The following is a 12,777-nucleotide window of genomic DNA, read 5'->3' on the forward strand; positions in this document are numbered from 1 at the left end:
CTCAATAAGTGACGCCGGGACGGACATTGGCGCCCGGCGGGACGGAGCGATCGTGGCGCGCGCAATTGCGGCTCCCACCACCCTCACCAACCACCAGGGGCTGATCTCCTGGGTCGAAGAGATCGCCGCCCTCACTCAGCCGGACCGGGTCGTCTGGTGCGACGGCTCCGAGGCGGAGTACGAGCGCCTCTGCGAAGAACTGGTCGCCAAGGGCACCTTCAGAAAGCTCGACCCGGTCAAGCGCCCCAACTCCTACTACGCCGCCTCCGACCCCAGCGATGTGGCACGTGTGGAGGACCGCACCTTCATCTGCTCCGAGCGGGAGGAGGACGCCGGGCCGACCAACCACTGGAAGGCGCCGGCCGAGATGCGCGAGATCTTCGCGGGCGAGAACGGCATTTTCCGTGGCGCCATGCGGGGCCGCACCATGTATGTGGTGCCGTTCTGCATGGGGCCGCTGGGCTCGCCGCTGTCCGCGATGGGCGTGGAGATCACCGACTCCGCCTATGTCGCCGTCTCCATGCGCACCATGACCCGCATGGGCGCGGCCGTCCTCCAGGAGCTCGGCGAGAACGGCGACTTCGTCAAGGCCGTCCACACCCTCGGCGCCCCCCTGGAGCCCGGCCAGGCCGACGTCCCCTGGCCCTGCAACTCCACCAAGTACATCTCGCACTTCCCCGAGGGCCGGGAGATCTGGTCCTACGGCTCCGGCTACGGCGGCAACGCCCTGCTGGGCAAGAAGTGCTACGCCCTGCGCATCGCCTCGGTGATGGCCCGCGACGAGGGCTGGCTCGCCGAGCACATGCTGATCCTCAAGCTCACCCCGCCCCAGGGCGAGCCCAAGTACGTGGCCGCCGCCTTCCCCTCCGCCTGCGGCAAGACCAACCTGGCCATGCTGGAGCCCACCATCTCCGGCTGGACGGTGGAGACCATCGGCGACGACATCGCCTGGATGCGCTTCGGCGAGGACGGCCGCCTCTACGCCATCAACCCCGAGGCGGGCTTCTTCGGCGTCGCCCCCGGCACCGGTGAGCACACCAACGCCAATGCGATGAAGACCCTTTGGGGCAACGCGGTCTTCACCAATGTCGCCCTCACCGACGACGGCGATGTGTGGTGGGAGGGCATGACCGAGGAGCAGCCCGCCCATCTCACGGACTGGAAGGGCAACGACTGGACGCCGGCCGGCACTTCGCCCGCCGCGCACCCCAACGCCCGCTTCACCGTGCCCGCTTCACAGTGCCCGATCATCGCGCCCGAGTGGGAGGACCCCAAGGGCGTGCCCATCTCCGCCATCCTCTTCGGTGGCCGCCGTGCCTCCGCCGTGCCGCTGGTCACCGAGTCCTTCAGCTGGCAGCACGGCGTCTTCATCGGCGCCAACGTCGCCTCCGAGAAGACCGCCGCCGCCGAGGGCAAGGTGGGCGAGCTGCGCCGGGACCCCTTCGCCATGCTGCCGTTCTGCGGCTACAACATGGGCGACTACATGGGCCACTGGATCAGGATCGGCCAGGGCCGGGACCAGTCCAAGCTGCCCAAGATCTACTACGTCAACTGGTTCCGCAAGGATGCGGACGGCCGGTTCGTCTGGCCCGGCTTCGGCGAGAACAGCCGGGTGCTGAAGTGGATCGTGGAGCGCCTGGAGGGCAAGGCGGAGGGCGTCGAGACGCCCATCGGTGTGCTGCCGACGCGCGACTCGCTCGACCTGGACGGCCTGGACATCCCCGAGGCCGACCTGGAGCTGCTGCTCACGGTGGACCGGGAGGTCTGGCGCGAGGAGGCGGCGCTGGTGCCGGAGCACCTCAACACCTTCGGGGACCACACCCCGAAGGAGCTGTGGGACGAGTACCGGGCGCTGGTGCAGCGCCTGGGGTGATCCCCCCTGCGGGCCGGTGGGCGGGCACGCGCCCGCGGTGCGAACTCCGCCCACCCGCCCGCCGATTGCCCTCCGGACAGCGGGCGGGTGGGAAGCTGCACGCCGAAGGCGCGTGCCCGCCCGCCGGCCCGCTCACGGCGCGCCCGGATGTGCTGTCCCGGGAGATCGGTGCCGCCTCAGCGCCGGGTGGCGGCGCGTCGGCGGACGGTGTCCGGGAGGGTCCTGCTGCGTCAGGCGGCGAGCCGGCTGCAGGCGGACCGGGCGCGGGTCACCAACTGCTCTTGGTCACGCCGGGCAGCTCGCCCGCGTGGGCCATCTCGCGCACCCGGATGCGGGACAGGCCAAAGGCCCGCAGATGGCCACGGGGGCGCCCGTCCACGGCATCGCGGTTGCGCAGGCGGGTGGCGCTGGCGTCGCGGGGCTGCCGGCTCAGTTCCCGCTGGGCGGCGGCGCGTTCCTCGTCCGAAGACCCGGGAAACGAGATGACCGCCTTCAGCGCGGCGCGGCGCGCGGCGTAGCGGGCCACGACGAGGCGCCGCTGCTCATTCTTCGCGATCTTGCTCTTCTTCGCCATCAGACCTTCTCTCCCCGGGCGCGGATACGGGCCACTGCGGCCTCGATGCCGATCGTGTCCACGGTCTTGATGCCCTTGGCCGAGAGCGTGAGCCGGACATGACGGCCTTCGCTCGGCAGCCAGTAGCGCTTGCGCTGGATGTTGGGGTCGAAGCGGCGCTTGCTGCGCCGGTGCGAGTGGGAGATGTGATGGCCGAAGCCGGGCTGCCGGCCCGTGAGTTGGCAGTGGGCGGACATGGGGTTCCTCCTCCATTGGCGGCAATGGCAGCACACTAACGCTTAATGAAAATGAAAACCAATCTCCTGTATGGTGCTGTTCATGGCCAAGCACCGCCGTAACTTCCATGAGGAGCGCCGAGAGCCATGAAGCCCGGAATCCACCCCGCCTACCACCCGGTCGTCTTCCGTGACCGGGCCGCCGACTTCGCCTTCCTGACCCGCTCGACCGCCACCAGCGACAAGACCGTCGAGTGGGAGGACGGCAACACCTACCCGGTCATCGACGTCGAGATCTCCTCGGCGAGCCACCCCTTCTACACCGGCACCCAGCGCATCGTGGACACCGCGGGGCGGGTCGAGCGCTTCGAGCGGCGCTACGGGCGCTCACGGAGCAAGCGGTGAGCGGGGACCGGACGCCGCTGCCGGTCGCGATCGTCGCCGGATTGCATGCCGGCGCCCGCCGGGCCGCCGTCGAGGAGATCCTGCGCACGGTCCCCGGCTCGGTCGCCCTGCACCACGACCTGACGTCCGCCGTCCACAGCGCGGTGCACCGCACCGTACGTGATGCCGGCGGCCTGCTGGACAGCGGTGACGCACCCCTGGTGAACGACTGTGCGTGCTGCGCGCTGCGCGAGGACCTGGTCCCCGAACTGCTGCGGCTCGCCGGGGAGAACAGGTACCGGCTTGCCGTCGTGGAACTGTGGGACTCCGTCGAACCCCAGGCCATGGCCGGAGTCATCGCCGACGCGGGTGCACCGCTCGCGCTGACCGGGGTCGCCACCGTGACCGACCCGGCCCTTGTCCTGCCGTACCTGTCCAACGGCGATGACCTGGCCGACGCCGGGCTCGCCGCCGCCCCGACCGACCAGCGCACGGTCGCCGACACCTTCGCCCGGCAACTGGAGTACCCCACGGTCATCGCCCTCGGTGCGGACGGTTCGCACCCGCAGGACGTCGAGCCCGCCGACGACTCCGACCACGCGCTGCTCGCCCAGCTCACGCCGGGCGCCCGCAGGGTACGCGTGGACAGCGGTGCCCTGGGCGCGGTCCTGCTGGCGGGCTTCGATGTGGCGGCGGCCGCCGCCCGTGTGCACCCCGCGTGCGCGCTGCTGCCCCAGGAGGCCGACGAGCATGAGGTGAGCACCTTCGTCTGGCGGCGCGAACGGCCCTTCCACCCGCAGCGCCTCTATGCGGCGCTGGAGGACCTGACCTGCGCCGCCGCCCGCAGCCGTGGACGGTTCTGGCTGGCGGACCGCCCCGACACCCTTCTGTCGTGGGATGCCGCGGGCGGCGCGCTCTGCGTGGAGTCGGCCGGCCCCTGGCTGGCCGCCCTGCCCGACGCCGCCTGGGAGATGGTGCCCGCCGAACGCCGCCTCGCCGCCTCCCTGGACTGGCACCCCGAACACGGCGACCGCTGCCAGTACCTGACCTTCACCTCACCCGGCCTGGACCGCGACGGCCTGTCGGCCCTGCTCGACTCCTGCCTGCTCACCGATGACGAGTACGCGGCGGGCAGGGAGCGCTGGCAGCAACTCTCGCACGCCTTCGACGACTTGCTCGACCCCGTGACCTGAAGGAAAGGACCGATCTCACCATGCCCCGACCCACCAGCAAGCGGCGGCAGACCGTCAAGCGCCGGCGCGTGAACCCGCTGGACGCCGCCGGCATCACCTATGTCGATTACAAGGACACCGATCTGCTGCGGAAGTTCATCTCCGACCGCGGAAAGATCCGCAGCCGTCGGGTGACCCAGGTGACGCGTCAGCAGCAGCGGCGGATAGCGCAGGCCATCAAGAACGCACGCGAGATGGCGCTCCTGCCCTATAGCTCCCGGTAGCCGGAGCGACCGCCCGGCGTCCTGGGACACCACACCTAAACCGCCAGCCCCAGTGCCGCCGCGTGCGCGGCCAGCCGTCGCGCGGCCAGGGCTGCGCCCGCCTGGTCGCCGCGCTGGGTGGCGACCACCAGGGCCTGGCCGGCCAGCATATGGGCGCGCTGGTGCAGCCTGGCCGGGTCGCCCGCCCGCGACGGAGCCGCCCGCAGCGGCGCGTTGCCGCCCCGCAGCCGGGCCACCGCCGCCGCCAACTCACCTGCCGCCGCGTCCAGTTCCGGCGAAGCCGCCAGTGCCCGCAGCTCGTCCGTCACGGTCAGCAGCGCCGTGAGATGCCCGGCCAGCCGGATGTCCAGTTCCTCGGCGCGGGAGCGGTGCAGACCCCGCATGGCGCCACACTGTGCGGCCACCGCGTGCAGCGATGGCGTGCGGATCGGCTCGTACATGGATGGCCTCCTACTGCTCAGGAGGCCATCTTAACTTGGACAATGTCTAAACCTGCACATAATCTTCGAGGAAGGTGCCGATCCGGGTCACGGCATCCGCCAGATCCTTGGCATTGGGCAGGGTGACCAGCCGGAAGTGATCCGGCTCCGGCCAGTTGAAGCCCGTCCCATGGACCACCATGATCTTCTCGGCCCGGAGCAGGTCCAGCACCAACTGCCGGTCGTCCTTGATCGGATACACCTTGGGGTCCAGCCGCGGGAAGGCGTACAGCGCTCCCTTGGGCTTCACACAGGTCACCCCGGGGATCTGCGTCAGCAGCTCATAGGCCACATCGCGCTGCTCCAGCAGCCGGCCGCCCGGCAGCACCAGCTCATTGATCGACTGCTTGCCGCCCAGCGCGGTGGCCACCGCGTGCTGCGCCGGCATATTGGCGCACAGCCGCATATTGGCCAGCACCGTCAAGCCCTCGATATAGCTGTCGGCATGGGCCTTGGGCCCGCAGACGGCCAGCCAGCCGCTGCGGTAACCCGCCACCCGGTAGGCCTTGGACAGGCCATTGAAGGTCAGGGTCAGCAGATCCGGGGCGATGGCGGCGGTCGGGGTATGGGTCACCCCGTCATAGAGGATCTTGTCGTAGATCTCATCGGAACAGACGATCAGGTTGTGCCGCCGGGCGATCTCGGTCAGCCCGCGCACCATCTCCTCGTCATACACCGCACCCGTGGGGTTGTTGGGATTGATGATGACGAGCGCCTTGGTCCGGTCGGTGACCTTGGACTCGATGTCCGCCAGGTCCGGCATCCAGTCCGCCTGCTCGTCACAGCGGTAGTGCACGGCCCGGCCGCCCGCCAGTGCCACCGAGGCGGTCCACAGCGGATAGTCCGGTGCCGGGACCAGCACCTCGTCGCCATCGTCGAGCAGCGCCTGCATCGACATCTGGATCAGCTCCGAGACGCCGTTGCCGAGGTAGACGTCCTCCACCGAGAGCTCGATGCCCTTGGTCTCGTAGTGCTGCACCACCGCCCGCCGGGCGGCGAGCAGGCCCTTGGCGTCCCCATAGCCATGCGCGGAGCCGACATTGCGCAGCATGTCCTCGAGGATTTCCGGCGGGCACTCGAAACCGAAGGCTGCCGGGTTGCCGGTGTTCAGCTTGAGGATGCGGTGTCCCGCCGCCTCCAGCCGCATGGCCTCCTCCAGCACCGGGCCACGGATCTCGTAGCAGACGTTGGCGAGCTTCGTTGACTGGATCACCTGCATGACGGCCACCATACGGGGGCCGGCATCGGCATGCTCGCCCATTGACGGCCGTCCGACGGCCGCGATCCGGGGCAGGTCAGCGCACCGGCGTCCGCCGCACACTGCGGCCCGCCAGCACGCTTGTCCGACGGCCGTCTTCCATCACAAAGCGTCCGTCGATCAGCACGTAAGGAATGCCGGTAGGAAGCCGCTTCGGATCTTGGAATGTTGCGCCGGCGGCCACCGTCGCCGGATCGAAGAGCACCAGGTCCGCCCGCCATCCCTCGCGGATCACCCCCCGGTCGGGCAGCCTGAGCCGGGCGGCGGGACGGGACGTGAGATGCGCCACGCACTCCTCCAGCGACAGCACCCCCAGCTCACGGACGTAGCGGCCGAGGTAGTGCGGAAAGGTGCCATACGCCCGGGGGTGCGGCTTGGCGCCCTCCAGGATGCCGTCGCTGCCACCGGTGTGTGTGCGGTGCCGCATGATCATGCGGACGTTCTCCTCATGCCCCACATGCTGAAGGACGGCCGTCGCCAGCCGGTCCTCGATGAGCAGATGGCGTACGCACTCCCAGGGGCGCCGGCCGCGCTCGCGGGCCATGGCGCCGACGGTCCGGCCCACCCAGCCGGACAGGGCCGGGGCGCGCACCCCGGAGACCTCCACGGTGTCCCAGTCCACCGGCACCCCATGGCAGCCGTCCGCCCCCGACACCTCCAGTGCGTGCCGGATCCGTTCCGCCGTTCCCGGATCGCGCAGCCGCGCCAGCAGCGCCTGTGGCCCGCCCTCGGCGGCCCAACTCGGCAGCAGCGCGGCCAGGGTGGTGCTGCCGGGGGTGTAGGGATAGCTGTCCAGGGTTACGTCCACACCGGCCGCCAGGGCCCGGTCCAGCAACTCCAGCAGTTCCGGGGCGCGGCCCCGGTTCTCCGGGAAGTTCAGCGTGGCATGGGCGAGATGGAGCGCACAGCCCGACTCGCGCGCCAGCGCCAGCATCTCGCGGTACGCGCGGAGGGCGCCCGCGCCGTAGGAGCGGTGGTGCGGGCAGTAGTAGCCGCCGTAGTGCGCCACCACCCGGCACAGTTCGGCGAGTTCGGTGTCATCGGCGTACATGCCGGGCGGATAGGTGAGGCCGGAGGACATGCCGACCGCGCCCTCGCCCAGCCCCTGCGCCAAGAGCTCGCGCATGGTGGTGAGTTCGGCGGGGGTGGGCGGACGGTTGTCCCATCCGGTGACCAGCATGCGGAGGGTGCCTTGGGGGACGAGGTAGGCGGCGTTGACCGCGATGCCGCGGTCCAGGAAGTTGAGATATTCGCCTACGGTGCGCCAGTTGAAGTCGCTGGGGGCGCCGACGCCGTTCCAGCCGGCGATCTGGGTGCGTATGTCGCTGAGGGTGCGGTCGTTGACCGGTGCGTAGGACAGGCCGTCCTGGCCCAGGACTTCCAGGGTCACGCCCTGGGCGACCTTGGCCAGATGCTCCGGGTCGCGGAGCAGGGCGAGGTCGCTGTGTGCGTGCATATCGACAAAGCCGGGGGCCGCGGCCAGGCCATGGGCGTCGAGGGTGCGCCGCCCGGAGGGACGGGGGGTTCCCTCGCGGGCGATCCGGGCGATCCTGCCGTCGGAGAGGGCGAGGTCGGCGCGGTAGGAGGGCGCGCCGGTGCCGTCGATGAGCTGGACGTCGCGGAGCACGGTGTCCATGGGGCTCCCCGGTGAGCGGGTTCGCTTTGCGGGTTGTGGGTGGCTGGTCGCGCCCACGCGGCGGAGCCGCATATGTAGCTGCCCCGCGCCCCTGATGGGGCACCCGCGCCCCCGGAGGGCACCCGGAGGCGCTGGCCCCGCGCCTAGAAGAAAGTGCGGATGAATTCCGTGACCACGCCCTCCTCCGTCACCACCGGAATCAGCTGCCACTTCTCAAACGCCGTGCAGGGATGGGAGATTCCCAGTCCGACCCAGTCCCCGACCTCCGGCTCCGTCGCGTTCTCGGCCACCTGGACGAAGGCGTGCTGGTCGGCCAGGGCCGAGACGGTCAGGCCATGGGCCGGGCGCAGGGAGCCGTCCCGGGCGGAGCGGATGACCTGGACCGTGGGCAGGCCCAGGTCGTAGGGCGCGTCCCGCTTGCCCGCGTTGAGGAAGGCCAGGCCGGGCTCCGGGCGGGAGACCACCTGGGTCCACAGGCGGAACGCCGGGCGCAGCTCGCCCTGTTCCGGGTGGCGGTTAAAGGGGGTCTTGTTGCGGTACTGGCCGTCGTCGTGGGTCACATACGCCCCGGAGCGCAGCAGCTTCAGCACCGGAGCCGACAACTCGGGCAGTTCGCCGAAGACTTCGGCGACCGTGTCGAACCAGGCGCTGCCGCCCGCGCTCACCACGATCTCGTCCAGCCCCTGGAAACGGCCTTCGCGGTCGAAGGAGACGGCGAGCGAGACCAGCCGGTGCAGCCAGTGACGCACCGACTCCTGGTCCGCGCCCGGGATTTCGGCCTCGTAACCGGCCACCCCCACCAGCCGCAGGGTGGACACGTCGCGTACCGCGTCCGCGACCACCGCGCACTGCGCCTCGGTGCGGACACCGGTGCGTCCGCCCTCCGCGCCCAGTTCCACCACCACGTCCAGCGGGCGGCCCGCTCCCGCGTCGCGCAGCGCGGCGTCCATCAGCTCCACGCCGCGTACCGAGTCCACATAGGTGATGATCCGCAGCTCCGGGTCGGCGGCCAGTTCCCCGGCCAGCCAGCGCAGTGCCGCGGCGTCCACCACCTCATTGGCCAGGAAGATCCGCCGGATGCCGAAGGCGCGGTAGATGCGCGCCTGGGCGGGCGTGGCCGCGGTGATGCCCCACGCGCCGTGGGCCAGCTGGCGCTCGAAGAGCTGGGGCGCCATGGAGGTCTTGCCGTGCGGGGCGAAGGCCAGGTCCCGTTCGGTGGTCCAGCGTTCCAGCTGGGCCAGGTTGTGCGCCAGGGCCTCGGCGGAGAGCGTCAGTACGGGGGTGCCGAAGCCGCCGGTGAACAGTGACCGCCGCTCGGCCGCCAGCGCGCCGACGGTCAGGCCCTCCGCGTCCGGCGGCAGCCCCTTGAACCGGTTGCCGACCGGTTCCAGGGCGAGGCGGGCGACGGGGTGGTCGGCGGCGACGGTCATTTACCCTCCGGAGCGGTTCCATTGCATGATCTGCAACATTTGTGCGCAAAGCGCTCCGGGCTGTCTAACACCTGGCCGGGCGCCGGGTCAATGGTGGATTGACGCTGTGGCCAGGCGGTCTTCCATGGCGGCCGCGCCTGGCCGGCCGGTCGCCCGCCAGGTGCCGGACGGGGGTGCGGCTGGGCGTATCCGGCCAACTTGCGGACGGGCCAAGCCGGTTCATTGCGCCCAGTCCCAGGGGCCACAACAATGTACACGTCAAAACGGCTGCTCTTCCGTCCGGAGAGGACACACCCCCCATGAAGAGACCGCTCGTCGGCGTGCTCACCACCCTGCTGCTCGGCGGGGCCACCATCGCCGGTACCGCACCCGCCACGGCCGCCCCCCAGCCCCGGCACAAGGCCATCGACTTCGCCGGCACCGTCGCGCTCAGCAACTGTTCCGGCTCGCTGATCAGAATGCCCGACTCCGCGGACAATGACCCGGCACTGGTGATGACCAACGGCCACTGCCTGGAGACCGGCATGCCCGCCCCCGGCGAGGTCATCACCGACCAGCCGTCCACCCGCAGCTTCACCCTGCTGAACTCCAGTGGAGGCCGCGCCGGGACGCTGCGGGCCACCAAGGTGGCGTACTCCACCATGACCGACACCGACGTCACCCTCTACCAACTGGGCACCAGCTACGCCCAGATCAAGCAGCGCTATGGCATCAACGCGCTCACCCTGTCCGGGGACCACCCCACGGCCGGTACCGCGATCAAGGTGGTCTCCGGCTTCTGGAAGAAGATCTACTCCTGCAATGCCGACGGGTTCGTCTACCAGCTGCACGAGGGCGACTGGGTCTGGAAGGACTCGCTGCGCTACACCTCGACCTGCGATGTGGTCGGCGGCACCTCCGGGTCCCCGGTGGAGGACGCCGCCACCGGCAAGGTGATCGCCATCAACAACACCGGCAATGAGAACGGGGAGCAGTGCACCGAGAACAACCCCTGCGAGGTTGACGAGAACGGCAATGTCACGGTGCGGCAGGGGACCAACTACGCGGAGGAGACCTTTGAGATCACCCGGTGTGTGGCGCCGGGGAACCGGATCGATCTGAGCCTGCCGGATTGCACCCTGCCGAAACCGGCGGGCTCGGACGGCTGAGCGTGCCGCGTGCGCGTGCGTGCCGGGCTCTCCGGGTGGGGGACCGGCACGTCGCGTTTCCGGGTGCGGATTGTGGATGGTTGCTCGCGCAGTTCCCCGCGCCCCTGAGGGGCGCTCCCTACGGCAGCCCGTGGACGTGCGGCCCCACCGCCGAGGACCACCCGTTGCCCGCCGCCGCGTCCCAGTTGGTGGACCAGGTCATCGCGCCACGGATCCCCGGATAGGTGTGCGGCGGCTTGAAGGAGCCGCAGCCCGTACCGCCGGCCAGGCAGTCCAGGGCCCGGTTGACCACCGAGGGGTCCACATAGCCGCTGCCCGCCGCCCGGGACGAGGCCGGGACCCCGAGACCCACCTGGGAGGGGGACAGACCGCCTTCCAGCTGGACGCAGGCCAGCGCGGTGAGGAAGTCCACCGTGCCCTGGGCGTAGACATTGCCGTCGCAGCCGTTCATCGAACCACTGTTGTAGAACTGGGTGTTGACCACGGTCAGGATGTCCTTGATGTTGAGCGCGGTCCGGAAGTAGCCCGCCGAGGGCGACTGCATATCGATGGTCTGCGGCGCCATGGTGATCACCAGTCCGCTGCCGGCCTTGGCCGACAGTGAGCGCAGCGCCTGGGTCATATAGGTGGGGTTGAGGCCGTTCTCCAGGTCGATGTCCACCCCGTTGAAGCCATAGCGCTGCATCAGTGCGTAGACGCTGCTCGCGAAGTTCTCCGCCGAGGAGGCGTCGTTGACGCTCACCGAGCCCTTCTCGCCGCCCACCGAGAGGACCACCGACTTGCCCGCCGCCCGCTTGGCCGCGATGTCCGCCTTGAACCGGTCCTCGCCGTAGTGCAGTGCGGGGTCGAGGGTGAAGTCCACCGCGCCCGGTGTGCTGGTGGCGTCGGCGAAGGCGACGGCGATGATGTCATAGGCGTCGGGCACATCGGTGAGCTTCTGCACCGTGGCGCCGTTGTCGAAGTTCTGCCAGTAGCCGGTGAGCGCGTGCCTGGGCAGCGAGGGGCCGCCCCCGCCGGTGCCGGTGGTGGCCGTGACCGCGGCCGAAAGCGCCGACTCGCCCGCCGAGTTGGCGGCGGTCACCTGGAACCGGTACGCGGTGCCCGGGGCGAGGCCGGTGACGGTGGCCGAAGTCCCGTTGACCGACTGCACCTTGGCGCCGTCGCGGTAGACGGTGTAACCGGTCGCGCCGGGGACCGGGTTCCAGGAGAGGGCCACGGAGGAGGGGGTCACCGCCCCCACCGTCAGCCCGTCCGGCGCGGCCGGCACCTGGCCGCCGGGCGGGTTGGGGCCGCCGCCGGGGCCGGTCAGAGCCAGATCGTCGGCGAAATAGGCGGGCTGTCCGTACCAGCCGTGCAGATAGACGGTGACCGAGGTGGTGTCGGCACCGGTGGTGAAGGTGGTGTTCAGCTGCTGCCAGTCACCGGCGTTGGGCGTCCAGGTGGAGACGTCCGTGGTGCCGGTTCCGCCGGCGCCCAGGTAGACATAGGAGCCGCGCACCCAGGCGCTCAGCTGGTACTGGGAGTTGGGCTTGACGGCCACGGTCTGGGTGCACCGGGCGTCGTCCTGGCCGCCGGGAGTCGCCTTCAGGGCGCTCTGGCCGCCGTGTACGGGTGAACTCACGGTACTTCCGCTGTCGCCCGAACAGGTCCAATTGGCCAGCCCGTTCTCAAAGCCCGGATTGGCCAGCAGATTGCCGTCGGCCGCCCGCGCGGGGCCGCTGCCGAGGGCGCCGATGCCGCCGGCCGTGAGCAGTAGTGCCGTCAGTGTGCTGCCCAGGCGACGTCTGAGGCCCAGGGGACGTGGGGGATGCATCACTTACCTCCGGTGGAAGGGGAGTTGGTGGGGGGTCTCCCGTGGCGGTGAGAGTGGTCCAGACCAATTCATCTGTCAAGGGTTGCGGCAGGCTCCGTTGCCGGGGTACGGCCGCTGGGCAGGATGGGCGCACGGCCGATCCGGGGCCGTAGAGCCAATGTGACGGGAGTGATTCCACGGTGCCGATGGTGCGGTCAAAGGGCGTGATTCCCATGGTCCTTGTGGCGCTGGCGGTGGTCTGGCAATGCGTGCTGGTGGGGTACACCTACGCCCTCGCCGGGCATGCCGCGGACCGGGGGGCCAGGGCCCAGGCCACCGGGCGCGACTGCCGCGCCGCGGTACGGGCCGACCTGCCGGACGGCTGGCCCGCCCGTCCCTGGTGCGAACGGGACGGGGCGAGCTACAAGACAGTGGTGGTGCTCAAGGTGCCCCTGATGCTGCCGGGACATATCAACTGGCCCTGGCCGGTGCGCAGTTCGTATACCGTGACCCGCGACGACTGAAGGACGGT

Annotated in this window: 13 protein-coding genes; 6 read left to right on the forward strand and 7 right to left on the reverse strand. The window is 70.3% G+C overall.

The genetic code is table 11. The features are described from left to right. Positions 1–52 precede the first annotated feature (52 nt). Positions 53–1,873: a phosphoenolpyruvate carboxykinase (GTP) gene (locus CV755_RS27710; protein WP_109282985.1), complete on the forward strand. Its 1,821-nt coding sequence runs from the start codon at positions 53–55 to the stop codon at positions 1,871–1,873. Between the two features lie 268 nt (positions 1,874–2,141). Here the strand turns inward: CV755_RS27710 and rpsN are convergent, their stop codons facing one another. Together rpsN and rpmB are read right to left on the reverse strand one after the other, a co-directional pair. Next, the gene (gene rpsN, locus CV755_RS27715) at positions 2,142–2,447 is read right to left on the reverse strand and encodes a 30S ribosomal protein S14 (RefSeq protein WP_109282986.1); all 306 of its coding nucleotides are present in this window, start codon (positions 2,445–2,447) and stop codon (positions 2,142–2,144) included. Continuing rightward, positions 2,447–2,683: a 50S ribosomal protein L28 gene (gene rpmB / locus CV755_RS27720; RefSeq protein WP_109282987.1), complete on the reverse strand. Its 237-nt coding sequence runs from the start codon at positions 2,681–2,683 to the stop codon at positions 2,447–2,449. The genes rpsN and rpmB overlap by 1 nt, the downstream gene beginning before the upstream one ends. Before the next feature lie 126 nt (positions 2,684–2,809). Here rpmB and CV755_RS27725 point away from each other — a divergent pair, with 126 nt between their 5' ends. The 3 genes from CV755_RS27725 to rpsR are packed head-to-tail and all read left to right on the forward strand — an operon-like array spanning position 2,810 to position 4,502. Beyond that, positions 2,810–3,067 (forward strand): type B 50S ribosomal protein L31, encoded by a 258-nt coding sequence (locus tag CV755_RS27725; protein ID WP_109282988.1) that lies wholly within the window; start codon positions 2,810–2,812, stop codon positions 3,065–3,067. After that, entirely contained in the window at positions 3,064–4,239 is a 1,176-nt protein-coding gene (locus tag CV755_RS27730) for a CobW family GTP-binding protein (RefSeq protein ID WP_109282989.1), read from the forward strand. The genes CV755_RS27725 and CV755_RS27730 overlap by 4 nt, the downstream gene beginning before the upstream one ends. 20 nt (positions 4,240–4,259) lie before the next feature. Further along, positions 4,260–4,502: a 30S ribosomal protein S18 gene (gene rpsR / locus CV755_RS27735; RefSeq protein WP_109282990.1), complete on the forward strand. Its 243-nt coding sequence runs from the start codon at positions 4,260–4,262 to the stop codon at positions 4,500–4,502. 35 nt (positions 4,503–4,537) lie between these two features. On the opposite strand, the gene CV755_RS27740 is transcribed toward rpsR, so the two are convergent. From CV755_RS27740 to CV755_RS27755, 4 genes are all read right to left on the reverse strand, one after another. Next, positions 4,538–4,942, reverse strand: a complete 405-nt coding sequence (locus tag CV755_RS27740; RefSeq protein ID WP_109282991.1) for an SCO4983 family protein — start codon at positions 4,940–4,942, stop codon at positions 4,538–4,540. A 46-nt stretch (positions 4,943–4,988) separates the two neighbouring features. Next, positions 4,989–6,200, reverse strand: a complete 1,212-nt coding sequence (locus CV755_RS27745; protein WP_109283561.1) for a pyridoxal phosphate-dependent aminotransferase — start codon at positions 6,198–6,200, stop codon at positions 4,989–4,991. A gap of 76 nt (positions 6,201–6,276) precedes the next feature. Continuing rightward, a complete protein-coding gene (locus tag CV755_RS27750; RefSeq protein ID WP_109282992.1) occupies positions 6,277–7,875 on the reverse strand; it encodes an N-acyl-D-amino-acid deacylase family protein in 1,599 nt (532 codons plus the stop codon). 143 nt (positions 7,876–8,018) lie between these two features. Beyond that, complete coding sequence (locus tag CV755_RS27755; protein WP_109282993.1) at positions 8,019–9,305, reverse strand: amino acid deaminase; 1,287 nt, start codon at positions 9,303–9,305, stop codon at positions 8,019–8,021. A gap of 299 nt (positions 9,306–9,604) precedes the next feature. On the opposite strand from CV755_RS27755, the gene CV755_RS27760 reads away from it, so the two are divergent. After that, a complete protein-coding gene (locus CV755_RS27760; protein WP_109282994.1) occupies positions 9,605–10,453 on the forward strand; it encodes a trypsin-like serine peptidase in 849 nt (282 codons plus the stop codon). 118 nt (positions 10,454–10,571) lie between these two features. On the opposite strand, the gene CV755_RS27765 is transcribed toward CV755_RS27760, so the two are convergent. Beyond that, on the reverse strand, positions 10,572–12,266 hold the full coding sequence (locus tag CV755_RS27765) for a chitinase (protein WP_109282995.1): 1,695 nt from the start codon (positions 12,264–12,266) through the stop codon (positions 10,572–10,574). A 212-nt stretch (positions 12,267–12,478) separates the two neighbouring features. Here CV755_RS27765 and CV755_RS27770 point away from each other — a divergent pair, with 212 nt between their 5' ends. Further along, positions 12,479–12,769, forward strand: a complete 291-nt coding sequence (locus CV755_RS27770) for a pilus assembly protein (protein WP_241561416.1) — start codon at positions 12,479–12,481, stop codon at positions 12,767–12,769. The last annotated feature ends 8 nt before the right edge of the window (positions 12,770–12,777 follow it).

The sequence above is a fragment of the Streptomyces orinoci genome (assembly GCF_003121295.1).
In the GTDB taxonomy this organism is placed as follows: Bacteria; Actinomycetota; Actinomycetes; order Streptomycetales; family Streptomycetaceae; genus Streptomyces; species Streptomyces orinoci.

Bases quoted from the DNA above. Each gene is read 5' to 3' on its own strand.
- rpsR (WP_109282990.1), top strand. From the start codon at position 4,260: ATGCCCCGACCCACCAGCAAGCGGCGGCAGACCGTCAAGCGCCGGCGC.
- CV755_RS27760 (WP_109282994.1), top strand. From the start codon at position 9,605: ATGAAGAGACCGCTCGTCGGCGTGCTCACCACCCTGCTGCTCGGCGGG.
- rpsN (WP_109282986.1), bottom strand. From the start codon at position 2,447: ATGGCGAAGAAGAGCAAGATCGCGAAGAATGAGCAGCGGCGCCTCGTC.
- CV755_RS27745 (WP_109283561.1), bottom strand. From the start codon at position 6,200: ATGCAGGTGATCCAGTCAACGAAGCTCGCCAACGTCTGCTACGAGATC.
- CV755_RS27740 (WP_109282991.1), bottom strand. From the start codon at position 4,942: ATGTACGAGCCGATCCGCACGCCATCGCTGCACGCGGTGGCCGCACAG.
- CV755_RS27750 (WP_109282992.1), bottom strand. From the start codon at position 7,875: ATGGACACCGTGCTCCGCGACGTCCAGCTCATCGACGGCACCGGCGCG.
- CV755_RS27755 (WP_109282993.1), bottom strand. From the start codon at position 9,305: ATGACCGTCGCCGCCGACCACCCCGTCGCCCGCCTCGCCCTGGAACCG.
- CV755_RS27725 (WP_109282988.1), top strand. From the start codon at position 2,810: ATGAAGCCCGGAATCCACCCCGCCTACCACCCGGTCGTCTTCCGTGAC.
- rpmB (WP_109282987.1), bottom strand. From the start codon at position 2,683: ATGTCCGCCCACTGCCAACTCACGGGCCGGCAGCCCGGCTTCGGCCAT.
- CV755_RS27770 (WP_241561416.1), top strand. From the start codon at position 12,479: ATGGTCCTTGTGGCGCTGGCGGTGGTCTGGCAATGCGTGCTGGTGGGG.
- CV755_RS27765 (WP_109282995.1), bottom strand. From the start codon at position 12,266: ATGCATCCCCCACGTCCCCTGGGCCTCAGACGTCGCCTGGGCAGCACA.